We start from the raw sequence: 18,611 nt of genomic DNA, 5'->3' as shown, positions 1-18,611 counted from the left end.
CCGGCTGTTGGTGGGTGTGCGTCGAGATAGGTTGATTGGGAATCAGACCGGCCAGAATCTGCACCATCAACCCATGATAGAATTCCAAGTTTGGGGGCATCCAAAAATCGGTGTTCAATTTTCAAATGTGATAACAACGTGTAAGCCAATTAAACCATTCATTTGAGTAGTTGGTACAGGTAATAACACCATACTTCAATTTTGGTCGGATTACAGATATAATCGAATGATGACCGAATCGGTAAAATTGCAAATACCATCATTCTTGGATGTCAGGTCAAGGTATTCTTCCAGTTTTTCTGGAGTGGTGCCTTTCGATCTTGCCTTGAATCGAACAATGCGTTGGCTTATACTTTTTCAAATTTCGAATTCTGAAGCTCACCTCCGTCATATCACCTAAGAAAAAAGGAGAAACCATGGCTTCAGTGATCTGCCATTTCGCCACGATCGAAGTTGATCTGAACACGGGTCCCGACATTCAGGACATTACCGACAATCTGAACCGCATCATCGGCCGGTCAGGCATTGAAAACGGCCAAGCCGCTGCCTGCATCTTTGGCAGCAGGGCTCTTTGACCACAATTGAGTTTGAACCGGGGGTTGTCCAGGACCTCAAGGAGGCCATCAATCGATTGGCATCCGGAGACCTGGCCTACGCACACGAATTGGCGTGGCATGATGGCAACGGCCGTAGCCATGTTCAGGCGGCTCTTTTGGGACCGTCCATCGCGTTACCCATTCGCCGGGCCAGGCTGATGCTTGAAACCTGGCAACAGGTGGTGGCGATCAACCACGATAACCGATCCCGCAGCCGAAAGGTTGAGGTAATTTTGTTGGGAGTTTAAAAGGCGATACGATTGGAGCGCTTATGACATTAAGAAAAATATTACGACTCACAACGATTTCTATTCTCTTTTTTTTCAATTGTATTCTTTTTACTCTCCCACAAAGTTTTGCAGCAGAAACAGACAATAAAAGCCGTTGTAACCGCATTACGCTTGAAAAGGCTGCCATTATTTTAGGTGTTTCTACTGATGACCTTCAGAAAAGTAATATCGATATTATGGTTTCGCCTGATGACATCAAGAAAAAAACTTTTAAAATAAAACCCTGCACTTGTGCAATACGGTCAAAATCGAATTTTCTGAAAGGTATCAACTATATCATTTATGTATACAACGACCCTGGGCAAGCCCGCATCGATTTCAACAAGATGCAAAACAACTATGAAACCATTTCCACGGCGGATATTGTACCAGGTATCGGTGATGAAACTTTTTGGGTAAGCGATACTCGTTTTCAACGAATGGTTTCGATTAAGGGCAATATTCTGGTTGACGTTTTAAGCCCGAAAGAATTTGACCTTCAGAAACAAATCATTAGTCTGGTTTTAAGCAATTTATAATCAAAGCCACGATATTCTCACCGTCTGAACAATGATGCCAAGATTCGGAATCCGTCTTTCAGTCCTTGGAACTCAGTCCTAAGATGTCGGTCTTCGGTCCTCTGATTATTGCAGCCCGATCTTCCAGTTCCAGAGCCCGGGACGGTTTTTAAGGGTTACCGCCGGCGGCACCGGTTCCTCCAGGTGGGCGAACATCTGGATGCCGGCTTGCTGGAGGATCGTTCGTTTTTCGGTGATGTCCAGCCGCCAGTTGGGAAAGGTCCAGTAGTCCGGACCGTGCTGATCCACCCAGGCCTGCTCACCCCGGGGGCTGTCGAAGGGCTGCCGCAGCCGCATGTCGTCGGCAAGGGTACGGGAGATGCACAAGGGCCAGTGACCGGAAAGGACGATTCCCAGGGGCAGCGGGCTCTGACGGCACAGGGTGAGGATGTCTGCCTCTCCCAGTTCCGGGCTGACGAAGGATCCGCTAAACCCCATGGTCTTGAGCGTTTCCAGGCAGAGGGCATTGGCCGCATTGCAGAATGGCCCCGCCCACAGGCTCAGGCCCTCGGGCCGGTTGAACAGCGCCATCTGCCAGGGAGCGTTGATTACAAACTGGCGCGCCCCGTTTTCAAGGCACTGTCTCAGCAGGCCGGTCACCCGTTCCTCATCGTCCGGCCAGATCACCGGCGGCAGCCAGATCCACAGACCGGTGCCCGCCGATTTGCCGATGTTCGCCGCTGCCGTTTCCGAGAGCCAGATGCCCGCGATGTTGCGATCCGACGCCCGGGACGGCGTCCGGCTCACATGCACGTCAACAGGACGGCGGGTTTTTTCCAGGGGTTCGGGCAGCACCGCGCTGAAACAGGAAGAATCTACCGGTGCCAGCGGCCCGGCTGACGCCTCCACGTCGGCCATCATCTCTTCCAGGGCCTTTTCCCGACGGTCGGTGAGAAATACCGGCGCACCGGGTGTCGGTGCTTTTTTCCCTCCGAGGTTCAGCGGGTAGCGCCCCTTTTTGGGAACAGAGCGGGTCACCCGGCAGATGGTGTGGCCGGCTTCGTCCTCGTACCCCACCCGCAACACGTCTCCGGGCAGCAGGGCCTGCCGTACCACCACCCAGGGGTTTTTGGGCGGCCCCTGCACCTTGCCCATGAACAGGCCCGAGGCGGTCTGGCGCCGGGTATCGATGGGCTTTTGCGGCCGCTGGGGCAAAAACTGGTAGTGGGTGGCCTCCCGTCCCAGGCTCTGGGCCAGCAGGTCCAGCGCGTTGCGCTTAACCTTGGCGTCATTGCCCTGGTCCCGCAGCATCCGGTAGGCGGTCACGGTGTAATAGACATAGTGCGGCCCCTTTTTGCGGCCCTCGATCTTCCAGGCAAGCACTTTTTTCACCTGCCCCAGAATCTTGACCAGCACGTCCACGGAAAAATCCTGGCATGAGAAGGCGCGCGCAACCTTTCCCCCCTGCCGGTAGTGGCGGCGGCAGGGCTGCACACAACGGCCGCGCAACCCGCTTTTACCGCCCATGTAACTGCTCCAGTAGCAGCGGCCGGACACCCCGTAGCAAAGGGCCCCGTGAATGAAGGTCTCCAGGTCAAGGGTTTTGGGGCAGGCACCGGCCATCGCCCTGATCTCATCGATGGACAGTTCCCTGGGAACCACCACCCGGTCGACCGCCAGGGTTCGGGCAACAAACCCCAGGGCTTTGGGGAAGCTGACGTTGGCCAGGGTGGATAGATGAATTTCGCCGTCGAAACCGGCCTGGCGGGCCAGGGCGACAACACCCAGGTCCTGGACGATAAGGGCATCGGGATGTACATGGCGCTGCAGACTGTCAATCAACTGGCCGGCCCGATCCAGTTCGTCCGGCTTGAGCAGGGCGTTGACGGTCACGTATACCTTCACCTCCCGGTCATGGGCCAACCGGACCAGCTGGGCCAGTTCATCGAGGGAAAAATTCTTGGCCTCCATGCGTGCCGACAGGCTTTTGAGGCCGCAGTAGACCGCGTCGGCACCGGCGGCCAGGGCCGCCAGAAAAGCGGCGCGGTTTCCCGCCGGGGCCAGAATGGCTGGTTGGTGATCTGTGTTCATATTCTCTGTATACTATCTGTGGCTCTGGATTGCTATAAGGTTTCGGAACCGGCATCAAGCATGCTCCGAATTTCGAAACATCCGCTTCATCGCCGCCACTGCATCCAGGGTCAGGGATCAGATGGCCATCGTGAAGAACCCGCTGGATATGTAGTAGCGTATAGCTTCAATACTGAAACCGGTCAAGCTCTGGCCTGTGAGCAGAGCGGGCCATCTTTTACCATTGTACCTTGAGCTGACACCCTGTAGCATCTTTTCCCTGACACGGTGGCCCCTTGCTGATCAGCTAACCTGTCTTATATTATCCGCCATGTTGGGCAACCGAGAAAGCACCTGCGGGTGAACGAAAGGACGGATACATGAAACTGGCAGTCAGCGGCAAAGGTGGCGTGGGCAAAACGACATTTGCTTCTCTTCTGGCACGGACGCTGAGCGACCGGGGCACAAAGGTCCTGGCCATCGATGCAGACCCGGACGCCAACCTGGCGGCGGCACTGGGCATTGCCGACGCCGACAAGGTCACCCCCATCGCCGAAATGAAAGACCTGATCTACGAACGCACCGGCGCCCAGCCGGGCACCATCGGCGGGTTCTTCAAGCTCAACCCCAAGGTGGACGACATCCCCGACACCCTTTCCGTCCGGCTGGACAACATCAAACTCATGCGCCTGGGCAGCGTAAAAAAGGGCGGGTCGGGTTGCCTGTGCCCGGAGTCAACGCTGCTGAAGGCCCTGGTAACCCATGTGGTGCTGGGACGAAACGAAGTGGTGATCATGGACATGGAAGCGGGCATCGAGCACCTGGGCCGGGCCACGGCCCAGGCCGTGGACAAATTGATCGTGGTGGTGGAGCCGGGTCGCCGCAGCATCGACACGGCCGAGCACATCCGCCGTCTGGCCGCCGAAATCCGGCTGGACCACGTCGCCGTGGTGGGCAACAAGATTCGCAGCCCCAAGGATGAAGAATTTTTACGGAAGCACCTGCCCGACTTTGAATTTCTGGGGTTTCTGCCCTACGATGACACGCTCATCGAAGCCGATCTTTCCGGCGCCGCTCCCTATGACACCGCCACCACGGCCAGGCAGGTCGTGGCCGGTATCATCGACAAGCTGTAGCCTGATGAACAAACCCGCCAAGGGCGCCCCCCAGGGGCGCCGACGATACCCGTCAAAACGAAAGCCAACGGGCAATCGTCCGGACCGCCGGGCGGACCGCCGGATGCGGATCTCCCCGGGCGCCGACCCCCAACTCAAAGCCGTCTTTTCCGGCATCGGCATTCCGAGGGACAAGCCCTTCAAGCCGGACCGGTTCCAGACCGAGGCCGTGGCGGTCATGGCCGAGTCGGACTGTCTGGTGACCGCGCCCACCGGCGCCGGCAAAACCTGGATCGCCGTCCAGACCATCCGGCGCACATTCGAACGGGGCGGGCGGGCATGGTACGCCTCGCCGCTCAAGGCCCTCACCAACTCAAAACTTATCGAATTCTCCGAGATCTTCGGCCCTGAAAATTTGGGCATCCTCACCGGAGACCGCAAAGAGAACCCCGATGCACCCATTATCGTCGGCACCACCGAAATCCTGAGGAACCAGCTTTACGATGCCATGCACCAGGGCATCTCGCTGAACACGGACCTGGTGGTGCTCGACGAAGCCCATTTTCTGGGGGACGAGGAGCGCGGCGTGGTCTGGGAAGAAACCATGATCTATCTGCCTCCGCGCATCCCTCTGCTCATGCTGTCGGCAACAGTGGGCAATGCGGACGCCATCGCCGACTGGCTGACGACCATTCGCGGCCGTCCCTGCCGGGTGGTGGCCGAAACCCAGCGGCCCGTCCCGCTCTATCCAATGGTGCTGCACCCGTCGGGCACCTTGCTGCCCCTGACCGTCAAGGGCGGACGGGGGGCCAGGAAACTTCATAAGAGGGTTGAAAGTCTCATCGGCGATAAAAAGCAGCCGGAACCGCCCCGGCGCGGAGGTCTTCCCCCTTTCGGCGACATTCTCAGGGTGCTTAAAACCTATGACCTGCTGCCGGCCATCTTCTTTTTAAAATCCCGCAGCGACTGCGACGCCGCCCTGAATTTGTGTCATGGGGCCGTCCCCCTGACCGACGAAAGGAAGGCGCAGATTGCCAACCGGGTTCGGACCCTCACCGAAAGCTCGCCGCATCTGGCTCAGCATCGCCAGCGCATTCACCTGGAGCAAGCCGGCGTAGGCGCCCACCACAGCGGTCATCTTCCCGGATGGAAGCTGGTGATCGAACGCCTGATGAGCGAGGGCCTGCTAACCGCCGTCTTCGCCACCTCCACCGTCGCCGCCGGGGTCAATTTTCCGGCCCGAACTATGGTGTTCTTCAACTCGGACCGGTTCAACGGCACCGAATTCATCCCCCTGGACGCCACCCAGCTTCACCAGATGACCGGCAGGGCCGGCCGCCGGGGTATGGACAAGATCGGCTTCGGCCTGGCCGTGCCCGGCCGCTACATGGATCTGCGGCTGGTGGCCCGCCTGCTCGCTTCCCGGCCGGGAAAGGTGGTCAGCCGCATCCGCATCAACTTCTCCATGGTTCTCAACCTGCTGCTTTCCCACACCCCGGCCCAGATCGAAGAACTGCTCAAGCGATCCTTCGCCACCTGGCTTCTCATCACCAAAGCCGAGGACAGCCGCCAGAAAAGCCGCATGGCAGATGTTCACGAGGTCTTGTGGGAAGATTTTCTCCGGCACCTGGATTTCCTCAAAGAGACCGGATTTGTGAACAGTGACGACCGGCTCACCGACGACGGTCTCTGGGCGTCACAACTGCGAGTGGACCAACCGCTGATCGTTGCCGAATGCCTGCGCCAGGGGCTGCTGCCGGACGGGGACGCAGCCCAGATGGCCGGGGTGTTTGCCTGCATGGTCAACGAAAGGGAAACCGATGACCGCATGGAGGGGCGCCTGGTACCCAACCGTCTCAAGAAAACGGTCACCCGTATCCAGAAAAAACTGACCGGATTCGCGCGTCATATGCAGTCCCGGGGATTCGACGTGCGCCAGTTCTACCTGCGGCCCGCCGCCATGACCCATGCCTGGGCCTCTGGATATCCATGGGAAAATGTCATCAAGGAATACGGGATGGCCGAAGGCAACCTGGCCATGCTGATGATGCGCACCGCCGACAACCTGCGCCATGCCGCCAATCTGGTGGATGTGTTTCCCGAAGCCGCTGCCACGGCCCGCGAAGCCATCGGCCTGATCATGAAAGAGCCGGTGGTGGAAGGAACGGATGAGGGTGAAGAGGACCTGTAGCCTTGGGGTCAGAAGATTTTATATATCTGAATTTACAGTTTTTATAGCCAAAACTGGCAAGCCTTGCAAACGAAGCACCCAACCCAACGCTCCGGGGGACGAGCCGCGGAGGTTCCTGATACACCCACAAATGTACTCAATTATCACCCGCCCGCCCCTGGAGGTGTGCCTTCACCAACTTGATTTCGCCGTAGGAGACGTCGGTGCCCAGGACCTGCTTGATTTCGCCAAAGGGTTTTCCTTGCATCCTTGACAGTTGCCGTTCGATAGCCTCCCGTTTCTCGGGTGAAAGCAGCAAATCAATCTCAACCTTTCCCGCCGCCACCCAATAGGCCATATGGCTTTCGATAGTGGCAAGCACCAAACCCCGCTTTTCAGCAATATCCGCAAGCGTCAGCCCTTTCTCGAACAGCTCGAGACTGACCTTTTTGGTATCGATCCGCGCCGTTTTGGGTTTCTTGGGTGGCGGCCCGGCCGGCGTGGTTGCGGGGAGGGGTACCGTTTCGATTTGGTGCTGGCGGCGGTATCGGCCAACCAGGGCAACCAGCTCCTCTCCGTACCTTTCCGCCAGCCGTTTTCCGACCCCTTTGGTTCCTTTCAGGGCCGGCAGGGTGTCGGGCAGGTTGACGGCAATCTGGATCAACGTCTTCTGATGCAGGACCCGGTAATGGGCAATCCCTTCCTCCTCCGCCTTGCGCGCGCGCCAGTCTTTAAGGATCTGAAACAGCGCGGGGTGGGAGATATCAGCCTCGGAATAGGTTAACGCAGTACCCTTCTCATTTTCCTTCCCGGTGTCGATGGCAGCTGCCGATATGGCCCTAAAGTAAAGCGAGGCCGAAAACCCCCGCTCACAGGATTGCACGGCGGCCAGCTTGACATCGATCTCTTCCCGCAGGAATTTAAGCACCTGGGTTATCTTTTTTTTAAGCGCCGTATTATCCGTATCCACTTGCAGGTCGGCAATGCATGGGACGGGGCCCGCAGCGATTTTTTCATGAAAATAGACCGCTGCCTTTGTGATCCGATCGACCACGCCAGCATCATTCGCCGGAAGGGAGGAGACCGGGAAGCGCCCCTGCAACTGCCGTTGAAAGTTGTCGCCGACAGTACATATTTGGTCCTCGGTCTTTTCCAGCACCCCGCGTATGTCGTCCACGCCGGAGATCCGGACCACCCCGGGATTGCCCAGCACCAATCCGGCCAACCGGCCCAGCAGCGCACGCAGACGCTGAAAATCGAAGCATTCCATCAGCAACTGCTGCTGGTAATGAATTTTGGCTGCCTCAAGTTGATCCGCGGAAGGACGCTGATGCGTTGACTGGTCGATGAAACGGCACACGGCGGGATCGGTTTTGATCGCCGTTGACCTGAGCGGGCGGGAGAGCACCATACCATCAAGCGTCCGGCAGCGGCTCAAGGCCACATAGACCTGCCCATAGGCAAAAGCGGCCTGGGCGTCGATAATAGCCTTGTCGAAGGTGAGGCCCTGACTCTTGTGGATGGTGATGGCCCAGGCCAGCCGGAGGGGATATTGCCTGAATGTGCCGACCGTTTTTTCAGTAATTTCCATCGTCTTTTGGTCAAGCGTATAGTCGATGTTCTCCCAAGTGGCCGGTTCGACCACGATCTCCTCGGCATCCTCGGGGCACTGGATGCGAATGTCACTGCCGCTGATACGCGAAATCGTGCCGATTTTTCCGTTGAAGTAGCGTCGTTCAGGCGAGAGGTCGTTGCGCACGAACATCACCTGGGCCCCCGCCTTCAGCTTGAGAATGGCGGCGGTCGGGTAGGTATGCTCGGGAAAGTCGCCGGTGACGTCGGCTTCGAAGCGGTGGACCTTTTTCGGCAGCGCCCCCAGCCTGGAAGCATTGATGCTGTCGGCGCTGCGATTATGGGTGCTGAGCGTGATATACCCGTCGGCTACGTCAGGGACAAAATCAGGCAGATAGCGGGCATTGAGCTCCCGGAGAACGGCAGGGTCCAGCCGGTTGTTGCGAACCCGGTTGAGCAGCTTGATGAAACGGCTGTCCGTCTGGCGATAAATATGCTGCAGCTCAATGGTCACCATGTCGGCCCGGCCCAGGGCCTTGCTGTTGAAAAAATAGGGGGAGGCATAGTACGGGTTGAGCAACCGCCAATCGTCTTCCCTGACCACCGGCGGCAATTGGAAGAGATCGCCGATCATCAGCAGCTGCACTCCGCCGAAAGGCCGGTCGTTGCGCCGAAAGCGGCGCAGGACGCTGTCCACCCCATCCAGCAGATCGGCCCGCACCATGCTGATCTCATCGATGATCAGCAGGTCGAGGCTCTTGATGATGCCGATCTTGTCATTGCTGAACCGATACTGGGAGCGGTTGGTTTCACTGCCCGGCACAAACGGCCCGAAGGGAAGCTGAAAAAACGAGTGCAGGGTAACGCCGCCGGCGTTGATGGCGGCAACGCCGGTTGGCGCAGTGACCGCCAGACGCTTGAGGCTGTTTTTTTTGAGGCTTTGCAGAAAGGTCGTCTTGCCGGTTCCGGCTTTGCCGGTCAGGAAGATATGACAGCCGGTGTCCCGGACAAATTCACCGGCGAGCTGCAGTTCGGGGTTTGCGGTGGTCATTGCGATATCCTGCCTTCACTGGACAGTTGGCATTTTGGCCGATGATCTGCAACCGCGTCGGTGAATCCGTCAACGCCCTTAAGCTGCCTACCGGTTCGGTTTACCTGTCAGGGCACCTTCGCAGCCATCCATAAAAGCGTAATGACCCCGGACAGCAGAAACAGGCTCTCCACCAGAAACTCCAGACGCATACCGGGCAGCATATGTCCCTTTTCGTACGCACCGATCAACATCAGCATGGCTGCGGGACAAAGGGACAGGAGAAAACCGAGTCCGGAAACCAACCCAACGGCCGCCAGAACGGCGGACAGAACCATGCAACCGGCCAGAATCCCTTTCAACAGGACGAAGGTCTTGCGGTCTCCCAACAGGATGGGCAGGGTTTCCTTGCCCATGATCCGGTCGCCCTGAACGTCCAACAGGTCGAAAAACGCGGTACGGGCAAACACCAGGGCGGATGCCCAGGCGAACACCACTAATACGGAGAAGGTAAACGTCCCTTTACGGGTGATGCCGGGCAGCAATGCCACCACCACCCCCCAGGCGGCGGCGATCAGGAACGTTTTGGAACCGGGAATATCCTTGAGCCGTCGAAATCTCATCCCGAAGCGCTTGGGTATCAGATAAAGATTGTAGGAGAGACCCAGCAGGCTCATCACCAGCAGCATCGCAAAGGCGACGCCCCCCATGGCCGATGCGGAAATGATCCCAAAGCCGCCGGCGGCAATGGCCAGGAGCGATAACAGGAAACGGTAGCGCTCGTAAAACCGGGCCCGTTCCGGATCGTTGTATTGGTCTTCAGCCATGCCGGTAAGGTGATTGAGCAAGTGCATGGAAAGCACATAAAGCATGGCCACCGCCACCGGGGCGCCGGCGGGAGCGATCCCCAACAGCCGGGTACAGGCAAAGCAGAGGCATCCGGCTCCCACGGCCACATAGACATTGGTCAGCAGCGAGGTTTGAATCAGGCGGTAAAACAACCTGACGACACCAGCCTGTTTTCTGGCCGGCAGCCGCTCCAGTTCCCGGTAGACCCGTTTGATGATCCAGTTGGGCGTAGACGCGCCGGCGGTGATCCCCACCCGGCCGACGTGATCCAGGCAGCAGGCGTCCAGTTCGGCTTCGGTTTCCACGTGATAGGCCGGTTTCCCACTTTCGGCGGCAATCTGGGCCAGCCGTTGGGTGTTGCCGCTCTGCCTGCCCCCCACAACGATAACGGAATCCACGCGATCGGCCAGCTCCTTGACCTCCGCCTGGCGTTTCTCCGTTGAATCGCAGATCGTATCGAAGGTCTTGTAATGGGGAAATCTCGCGGCTGCCCATGCCTTCACCTGATCGTAAAAACGCATGTTCTGGGTGGTCTGGGCCACGATGATAGCCTGATCGAAGGCAGGCAGGGCGTCGAGTTCTTCCATGGAACTGACCACGACGCCCGAATCACCGGCATATCCCACCAAACCCACCACCTCAGGGTGGTCGCGGTCGCCGACAATTATAGTGGCAAAACCCTTGCGGGCATGCACGCGGATGATGGTCTGCACCCGGATGACGCGCGGACAGGTTGCGTCCACCACCCGAAATCCGGCATCCTTGAGCTGCTGTTTATCTTCGGGGGGCACCCCATGGGCCCGAATCAAAACCGTGCCGGATCCCCGTTCCGGAATCGTGTTCAGGACCGTGATGCCCTTTTCCGCAAACAGGGCGAGCACCTGGGGATTGTGGATCAGGGGGCCATAGGTGTAGATGGGCGCGGCGTGTCTGCCCGGGGCATCCAGGGCCAGTTCCACGGCCCGCCTCACACCCATGCAGAAACCGGCGGTCTTGGCGATCTCGATCTTCATCTTTAATCCGGCGTTACCGTCAGCGGTCCAGTTCCTTGAGAAACACCTTGTGGTCCACCAGGGAGAGGGAATGGACGGCGGCCCGGATAAATTTCTGCTCACCGAAGATATTGACCAGCTTCAGGCCATCTCCTTCCGGGGACACCTCGTCCACCGATTCCATAATCAGCGTTTCACCTCCATCACCAAGCAGGTAAGCGTTGGCTTCACACATGGATATCCTCCTTTCCATAAGCGGTCCCCGCAGAAAAATAGAGCCGCCTGACTATAGTTCCCACCCCAAAAAGGGTCATCGAGGCCCGGATCAAGGCCGCAGGATTCTTAAAACCGCAGACATAGAGAAGCAGCGCCGGGTTGAGGATTTCAAGGCCGCCGGAACGCTGATACGGGCTCCCGGATGCCATTTATGGACAGGCATGAATGAGCGGTTTCAGGTGATCGATCACCAATGTCTCCACCAAGTGGGGCAGTGGATCCTCCGACACCCCGATCAAATCGACATTTTCCTGGGATAGGGGCAGAATAAGCTTGGTGGCCGCGCAGCCGGAAACGGCCTCGGCCATTTTCGGGGTCACCTCACCCATCATGGCGTGAGCAAGCATGATGCCCAGCGTGCCGACCACCACGTCCGCCCGGGCGACTGTCTGCACGATCGCGTTTTCCCCCGAGGCCCCCCGGTTCGCCCTGGCCTTGAGCATCTGGGCGGTGGCGATGGCATTGGTCCCCAGGGCGATAATCTCCACGGATTCGCCGAAGTGGTCTTTAATTTTCTTGATGATGGTGCTGCCGATGCCGCCGCCCTGACCGTCGATGACGCAGACCGATTTTCGTGAATACGTTTTAATCATTACAAATCCTCAACGATTTTATTCACCATGTATCCCGAAGGACGTTCAAATAGGATCCAAATTAGTAATTCTGGCAAGATCGGAAGCAGGAAGCCCCGTGCAAATATGGGGACGACCGGTAACGCTGTTCCAAAACACGGTTTTGAATTTTAAAGTTTTTCCATTCGCGCCCGCGCCTTGCGCTTACGCTTGGGCAGCCGCCGGCTGGGCCCTTTTTTTCGCGTAGTAGGCGCCCATCCGGAGAAAACGGTCTCTTCACCGCCTTTTACCGCCAGGTACCGGGCCATGGCAATCTTTTCCTCAAAGGCAGCTGAATCCAATACCGTGGCACCGGCCGACTCGGCAGCGGTCATGACTTCCCGGTCGCTGCTGACCACCAGGGCTTTGGCCTTTTCCCGGCGGGCCATCCGCCGAATCACATCATCAGCGCTCTCCCCCCCCTGCGAATAGCGTATGGCAATGCCCTTGGCCCGATCCCGGGAACCGTAAAGGACGGGCTCGGCGGTGCCGTCGAAGACCACCGTGATTTTATGAGGTTTCACTTTTTTGTAAGCCGCCAGCATGTCCACCAGGGCATCGCGGCCCAGCTGCAGGTCCTGTATATCCAGGCCGCCCAGTTCCGGAGATTGGCGGATCAGGTTGTAACCGTCAATGATGATGTGAATAGCCATGATACCTGTACGGATTTATCTACCCAAAGCCGATAGAATTAACAAGTCCGCCCCATAAAAAACGAATCCACGCCGAGGCGTGGGTTCAATCATCGAGGATGTTTGCATGGCGCGTGAGAACACCCATGGGAGCTAACTTGTCCGGAGCAAACCCAGCAGCCGGTCCAGGTCGTCGTCACTGAAAAAATCGATTTCTACCCGCCCCTTCTTTCCCTTGCGCTGAATACGGACCCGGGTGCCGAAATGGCGGGACAGATCTTCGGAGATATCCTTGAAATAGCGCTGATCGGCAGTTAATTCCGGGGTGCGGCCCGGCTTCTTTTCCGCATTGATCCGTTTAATCAAGGCTTCTGTGTCGCGCACCGACAGTTTTTTAGCCACCACCTCCCGCCAGGCGGCCTGCTGTTTGGACGGGGTGTCGGCCCCCAGGAGTGCCCGGGCGTGCCCCATGCTCAATGCACCGTCCATGATGCTGTCCTTGATCGGGTCGGGAAGTTGGCGCAGCCGCAGGAAGTTGGCCACGGCGCTGCGGCTTTTCCCCACCCGCTCGGCGGCCTTATCCTGGGTCAGGTCAAATTCGGTGATCAGCCGATGGTAGGCCTCAGCCTCCTCCATGGGGTTGAGGTTTTCCCGTTGGATGTTCTCTACGATGGAAATTTCAAGCATCTCGGCATCGGAGACATCCTTTACCACCACCGGCACCCGATTAAGTCCGGCAAGCGATGCCGCCCGAAGACGCCGTTCACCGGCCACCAGTTCGTAGCCCACATCGTCGGCACGCACCAGCAGGGGTTGGATGATGCCCTGGCTGCGGATGGAGTCAGCCAGTTCTTCCAGTTCATCCATTGCAAAATGACGGCGCGGCTGATAGTGATTCGGCCGAATCATGTCGATTTCACATAGAAAATAATCTTTTCGCGACGGTGATGATGACCCGGAAATGCCTTCCACCGTACCCAGATTCGGAATCAGCGCATCGAGCCCCCTGCCCAAGGCCATTTTCCGTTTCTTCTTAGCGCCTGAACCGACGGTGCTTTGCTTTGTTTTTTCTGGCATGCGGTGTCCTGAATTGTGTATGGCTGGCCCGGACCAACGGCAATGGTCCCGGCGACTCAGCGTTACCGGAAAGCCTGTCAGGCGCGGCCGGCATGATTGGCGGCCATGATCTCCATGGCGAGGGCAAAATAGCTGACAGCCCCTGGAGACATGGCATCGTAAAGCAATATGGGCTGTCCGAAACTGGGTGCTTCGCCCAGACGGACATTACGGGGAATCGTTGTCTTGAACACCAGATTCTTAAAATGATTTTCCGCATCCTCGGCCACCTGATGACTCAAATTGGTGCGGCGGTCAAACATGGTCAGCAGAATACCGGCAATTTTGAGTCCCGGGTTCAAACCGCCTTTTATCCGTTGAAAGGTCTGAACCAGCTGGCTGAGTCCCTCCAGCGCATAAAACTCGCATTGAAGAGGAATAAGCAGGGCGTCGGCAGCCGTCATGGCGTTTACGGTGAGGAGACTCAACGACGGGGGACAGTCGATTAAAATGTAATCGAAATCATCGGTTACGGAGGCCAGCAGGCGCCGCAGGGCATGTTCCCGATGGGGCCGGTCCATCATCTCCACATCGAAGCCGATCAGTTCCACCCGAGAGGGCATGACTTTGAGGGATTCGATCTGGCTGTCGACAATCACCGCATCCGCTCCGGCATCTCCGATCATCCCATGATAGAGGGTTTTTACCAATTGGGATTTATCCAGCCCCACACCGGTGGTCGCATTGGCCTGGGGATCGCAGTCCACCAGCAGTGTCCGTTTTTCAGAAACGGCCAGCGCCGCCGACAGGTTGACTGCCGTTGTGGTCTTTCCCACGCCGCCTTTCTGGTTAGCGATGCATATGATCTGTGCCATGGCGCACAGCTTTAACACAAAACATGCTGTTTGAAAAGTATATTAGAATGTGCCATGGTAAGCGAAGATGCAATGGAAACAGCCGGTGCCGTTAAAAAGGGAAAAATCACTAACATGCCGATAAAAAATAAAATATTTGCCATTGCAACGATGGCCGCATTTCTCATTTCCACCATCGTGGTCATGGTTCCCGAAGGGAATTGTATCACCATTCAGGAAGAACGGGAGCTTTCCAAGGAGTTTATGGCAGTGGTCAGGGCCCAGTTCCCGCTTATCGAAGATCCGATTATCGTTGATTATGTCAACCGGGTGGGCAAACGCATCCTGGCTGTCGTCCCACCCCAGCCATTCGAGTATCAGTTTCATGTACTCCATGAAGATGTCTACAACGCCTTTGCCACCCCTGCGGGCCACATATTCTTCAACAGCGGCCTGTTTGCCGCTCTGGACTCCGAAGAGGAGCTGGCCGGCATTATCGGCCATGAAATTACCCACGTGGTCTGCCGCCACATTTCCGATCGCATCGAAAGCTCCAAGAAGATCGGCATGGCCACCCTGGCCGGCATGGTGGCCGGGGTGTTGCTGGGTGCCGGCGGTGCAGCTGCTGCAGCCAGCGCCGTAACCGTGGGATCGGTAGCCGCCGGCCAGACGGCCACCCTGGCCTACAGTCGTGAAGATGAAATGCAGGCGGATCAGCTGGGCCTGGAATACTTGACCCTGGCCGGCTACAGCGGAGAGGGGTTGCTGACATCATTGAAGAAGATCCGCAGCAAGCAGTGGTACGGGTCCGAACAGATCCCCAGTTATCTGACCACCCACCCGGCGTCCGAGGCCCGCATGAGCTACATCGACAACTGGCTGCACCAGAACCGGTCGAACACGGTCCAAAAGCGTGGTGAAGTCGGCGGATTTGATCTGGCGCACACCCGTTTGGTGGCCCTCTACACCGATGAAAAAGCAGCCCTGAACCGGTTCAAGTCAACCCTTGACGCCTCGCCGGACAACCCACTCGCCCATTATGGATATGCGCTGGCATTGACCCGGGTTGATCAATGGCACGAAGCGGCCGAGCATATGAAACGGGCTATCGAGGGAAATGCCTTGGCCACCTCGATGCTCCGGGATCTGGGCGAAATCTATTTCCATGACGGTCAGTATGAAAAAGCCATGGAAGCCCTGTCTGCCAGCAGTTCCGAAAAAGATCCCGAGGGAAAACTGTATCTGGGCCGAACCCAGATGGAACTGGGTCGAATTGCGGAGGCCAGAGATACCTTTGAAAATGTGGTGCGCTACAATGAGGACTTTACCCAGGCCTATTATTATTTGGGGGAAAGCAGCGGTCGGTTGGGGGACATGTTCAGCGCCCACTATAACCTAGGCCGCTTTTATCGACAGAAGGGAGACTTGAAAAACGCCGGTTTTCACCTCAACCGGGCCTTGAAGCTGGCCGTCGACGACTCCCAGAAACAACGGGTGGAGCTTCAACTCAAAGCCATGGATCCCAAAAAAGAGAAAAAGCCAGGCGTCGAGTGACTTCTGACCATGGATTTCGATGCAATTCAGTTCCCCTTCCCAGCGCTATTGGCCGTTTCTGACGATGCCACGACGTAACAGAAAAAGCGTTGACAGGCCTCATGATTCATATTAACTGTTTAAGAAACTCTACCTTTTTTATCTTTTCTTCATCTATCGTAATCTAACGGCTGTCGACTTTTTTTCATTTTCTTTCAAGCCCTTAGCGCCTGTTCATCGGTTTATCGGCAGCAGGGACTTCCTTCATCGATATTCTTCGTCCAGGAAGAGTGGCATCCACTTAACCCAAAGGAAGTGGTATGAAAAAATGGATAATCGCGGCCGTTCTGGTTGGTGTCGGCATCGTCATCGCCTTTCCCCTGTTCAGCATGACCTACTACACCATGGTAAGAACCTCCACGCCGGATTTCTGCGCATCCTGCCATGAGATCCAACCGGCGGTGGTGGCCTGGCGGTCTTCCACCCATGTGAACAACGCCCAGGGGTTCGTGGCCGACTGTATGGACTGCCACCTGCCCGCTCCCCACAAGACCTTCGACTTCTTTTTCGCCAAGACGGTTCATGGCCTCAAAGATGTGATCAAGCATTTCACTATCGATGAATACGACCGTCAGAAAAACCGGCAGGCGGCCTACGCGTCCTTTGACAATGCCCAGTGCCAGAAATGCCACCGCAACCTGCTGGCCATGCCCGACAAGCGCGGGGCCATGCTGGCCCACCGCACCGTGCTCTACCCCCGACCGGGATACGAAAAAAAGTGCGTGGATTGCCACTGGGACCTAGTTCACAACGACCAGGTGACCATCATGTACAAGCAATACCGCAAGCTGCCCTACCAGGCCAAAGGGCTGAGGGACCTGTAATTACCCGGCGTTAACGACCGTTTCAGGTCTTATAACCGAAAGGAGTAAACCCATGCGGCGACATTGTCTGTTCATCCTATCAGGCCTGCTGACTGCCAGTCTGGTGGTTGTCGGAGCCTCTACAACGGCTTGGGCCCAACCCAACTTCGCCAAGGCCAAAGAGTACCGCATCGAGCGCAGCGTCCCGCCCGAGGCGGTGGCCTGCATCGAATGCCACAAGGCCATCAATCCGGGCATATTCGACGACTGGGCACGCAGCCGGCACGCCAGCGCCAACATCACCTGTCTGGACTGTCATCTGGCTCAGCCAGGGGACCAGGATGTGGCCAAGGGGCACGACAAGGTTTACAGCCGCAGTGACCTGCCCTACGGTCAGGAGAAGTACAAGGCCCCCATTGCCGCTGTGGTTACCCCCAAAGATTGTTCCCGGTGCCATCCGGACGAGGTGACCCAGTACAGCAAAAGCAAGCATGCCAACACCATCGAGATTGTGTGGAAGCTGGACCCCTGGCTGAACATGGGCATGAACTCCGACAACGAGCGCAAGGTCGGATGCTACCACTGCCACGGCACCGTGGTGGCCATCGACAACGAAGGCAAGCTGGATCCCAGCACCTGGCCCAATGTGGGCGTGGGCCGGCTGAACCTGGACGGCAGCAAAGGGTCGTGCACCTCCTGCCACACCCGCCACCGTTTCGCCGTGGCCGAAGCCCGCAAACCCGAAGCCTGCGATTCCTGCCACCTGGGGCCAGACCATCCTCAGATCGAAATATACCAGGAGTCCAAGCACGGCACGCTATACAACGCCTTTAGGGACGAATTCAATTTCAACGCATCCCCCGGCACCTGGACGCCGGGTACCGACTACCGGGCGCCCACCTGCGCGGCCTGCCATATGAGCGGATCCGGCAAGGTCATGGGCACCCATGATGTCACCGAAAGAATTTCCTGGGAGACCCAGGCCCCGCTGACCATCCGTCCGGCGGATTTCAAGCCGTTCCCTGCCGGCAACGACTGGCAGGTGGAGCGGGGGAAGATGAAGAATGTCTGCCGCGCCTGCCACGGCGATTCGTGGATCGAAGACTTCTACCAGGGCTTCGACAAGGCGGTGGAGGAATATAACGAGGTGTACTTCAAGCCGGCCAAAGCGACGCTGGACACCCTGTACGGCAAGGGCCTGCTGGACAAAACCAAATATTTCGACGAGCACCTGGAACTTCAGTTCTACGAACTCTGGCACCATGAGGGCCGGCGAGCGCGCATGGGCACCATGATGATGGCCCCGGACTACGCCTGGTGGCACGGCTTCTACGAATGCAAAGCCCGCCTCAACTCCTTCATGGAAGAAGCGAATCACTTGATCGAAACCGGACAAAAAGCCTATATCTATCCCAACTACCCCAACGCGACCGGAGACACCACCCGGCCGGTTAAGATCTTCGGCAAGACCCAGTGACGGCCATCAACCTGCTGTACCTGAAAAGCCGTCCCCTTTTTGAGGGACGGCTTTTCTATTTTTGACTTTTCCCAGCCGCATCAAGCAGCGGGGAAAAACCGTGGCCGCGGTTTAAATCCCGGCCAGGA

17 protein-coding genes are annotated in these 18,611 nt (G+C 57.4%); 8 read left to right on the top strand and 9 right to left on the bottom strand.

The window, feature by feature from the left end:
* The first annotated feature begins 416 nt into the window (after nt 1-416).
* From ACHZBS_RS17460 to ACHZBS_RS17450, 3 genes are read left to right on the top strand one after another with little or no spacing between them, the layout of a single operon-like run.
* Nucleotides 417-575, top strand: a complete 159-nt coding sequence (locus tag ACHZBS_RS17460; protein WP_319407800.1) for a hypothetical protein — start codon at nt 417-419, stop codon at nt 573-575.
* Nucleotides 572-844: a YjbQ family protein gene (locus ACHZBS_RS17455; protein WP_319407799.1), complete on the top strand. Its 273-nt coding sequence runs from the start codon at nt 572-574 to the stop codon at nt 842-844. Before ACHZBS_RS17460 ends, ACHZBS_RS17455 begins: the two co-directional genes overlap by 4 nt.
* A gap of 23 nt (nt 845-867) precedes the next feature.
* A complete protein-coding gene (locus ACHZBS_RS17450) occupies nt 868-1,404 on the top strand; it encodes a hypothetical protein (RefSeq protein ID WP_319407798.1) in 537 nt (178 codons plus the stop codon).
* Between the two features lie 105 nt (nt 1,405-1,509).
* Here the strand turns inward: ACHZBS_RS17450 and ACHZBS_RS17445 are convergent, their stop codons facing one another.
* Nucleotides 1,510-3,474 (bottom strand): peptidase U32 family protein, encoded by a 1,965-nt coding sequence (locus ACHZBS_RS17445; RefSeq protein ID WP_319407797.1) that lies wholly within the window; start codon nt 3,472-3,474, stop codon nt 1,510-1,512.
* A gap of 359 nt (nt 3,475-3,833) precedes the next feature.
* Here ACHZBS_RS17445 and ACHZBS_RS17440 point away from each other — a divergent pair, with 359 nt between their 5' ends.
* Both ACHZBS_RS17440 and ACHZBS_RS17435 read left to right on the top strand, forming a co-directional pair.
* Complete coding sequence (locus tag ACHZBS_RS17440; protein ID WP_319407796.1) at nt 3,834-4,589, top strand: carbon monoxide dehydrogenase accessory protein CooC; 756 nt, start codon at nt 3,834-3,836, stop codon at nt 4,587-4,589.
* 4 nt (nt 4,590-4,593) lie between these two features.
* Complete coding sequence (locus ACHZBS_RS17435; RefSeq protein WP_319407795.1) at nt 4,594-6,759, top strand: DEAD/DEAH box helicase; 2,166 nt, start codon at nt 4,594-4,596, stop codon at nt 6,757-6,759.
* Between the two features lie 136 nt (nt 6,760-6,895).
* Here ACHZBS_RS17435 and ACHZBS_RS17430 read toward each other — a convergent pair whose 3' ends face one another.
* From ACHZBS_RS17430 to ACHZBS_RS17395, 8 genes are all read right to left on the bottom strand, one after another.
* Nucleotides 6,896-9,361: a helix-turn-helix domain-containing protein gene (locus ACHZBS_RS17430; protein WP_319407794.1), complete on the bottom strand. Its 2,466-nt coding sequence runs from the start codon at nt 9,359-9,361 to the stop codon at nt 6,896-6,898.
* Nucleotides 9,362-9,468: 107 nt separating this feature from the next.
* On the bottom strand, nt 9,469-11,202 hold the full coding sequence (gene ispH, locus ACHZBS_RS17425) for a 4-hydroxy-3-methylbut-2-enyl diphosphate reductase (protein WP_319407793.1): 1,734 nt from the start codon (nt 11,200-11,202) through the stop codon (nt 9,469-9,471).
* Nucleotides 11,203-11,221: 19 nt separating this feature from the next.
* Entirely contained in the window at nt 11,222-11,416 is a 195-nt protein-coding gene (locus tag ACHZBS_RS17420; RefSeq protein ID WP_319407792.1) for a CooT family nickel-binding protein, read from the bottom strand.
* Complete coding sequence (locus ACHZBS_RS17415) at nt 11,409-11,606, bottom strand: hypothetical protein (RefSeq protein WP_319407791.1); 198 nt, start codon at nt 11,604-11,606, stop codon at nt 11,409-11,411. The genes ACHZBS_RS17420 and ACHZBS_RS17415 overlap by 8 nt, the downstream gene beginning before the upstream one ends.
* Nucleotides 11,607-12,050, bottom strand: a complete 444-nt coding sequence (locus tag ACHZBS_RS17410; RefSeq protein WP_319407790.1) for a DUF3842 family protein — start codon at nt 12,048-12,050, stop codon at nt 11,607-11,609.
* 149 nt (nt 12,051-12,199) lie between these two features.
* A complete protein-coding gene (locus ACHZBS_RS17405) occupies nt 12,200-12,721 on the bottom strand; it encodes an NYN domain-containing protein (protein WP_319407789.1) in 522 nt (173 codons plus the stop codon).
* Between the two features lie 132 nt (nt 12,722-12,853).
* Nucleotides 12,854-13,777, bottom strand: a complete 924-nt coding sequence (locus tag ACHZBS_RS17400; RefSeq protein WP_319407788.1) for a ParB/RepB/Spo0J family partition protein — start codon at nt 13,775-13,777, stop codon at nt 12,854-12,856.
* Nucleotides 13,778-13,854: 77 nt separating this feature from the next.
* Nucleotides 13,855-14,631 (bottom strand): AAA family ATPase, encoded by a 777-nt coding sequence (locus tag ACHZBS_RS17395; RefSeq protein ID WP_319407787.1) that lies wholly within the window; start codon nt 14,629-14,631, stop codon nt 13,855-13,857.
* A gap of 54 nt (nt 14,632-14,685) precedes the next feature.
* On the opposite strand from ACHZBS_RS17395, the gene ACHZBS_RS17390 reads away from it, so the two are divergent.
* From ACHZBS_RS17390 to ACHZBS_RS17380, 3 genes are all read left to right on the top strand, one after another.
* Nucleotides 14,686-16,164, top strand: coding sequence for a M48 family metalloprotease (locus ACHZBS_RS17390; RefSeq protein WP_319407786.1), 1,479 nt, complete (start codon nt 14,686-14,688; stop codon nt 16,162-16,164).
* Nucleotides 16,165-16,463: 299 nt separating this feature from the next.
* Entirely contained in the window at nt 16,464-17,027 is a 564-nt protein-coding gene (locus tag ACHZBS_RS17385; protein ID WP_319407785.1) for a NapC/NirT family cytochrome c, read from the top strand.
* A 52-nt stretch (nt 17,028-17,079) separates the two neighbouring features.
* A complete protein-coding gene (locus tag ACHZBS_RS17380) occupies nt 17,080-18,483 on the top strand; it encodes a multiheme c-type cytochrome (RefSeq protein WP_319407784.1) in 1,404 nt (467 codons plus the stop codon).
* Nucleotides 18,484-18,611 lie beyond the last annotated feature (128 nt).

The organism is uncultured Desulfosarcina sp. (assembly GCF_963664155.2).
Classification (GTDB): Bacteria; Desulfobacterota; Desulfobacteria; order Desulfobacterales; family Desulfosarcinaceae; genus Desulfosarcina.
The sequence above is the reverse complement of the archived record's forward strand: the minus strand, read 5'-3'. Positions and strand labels throughout refer to the sequence as shown.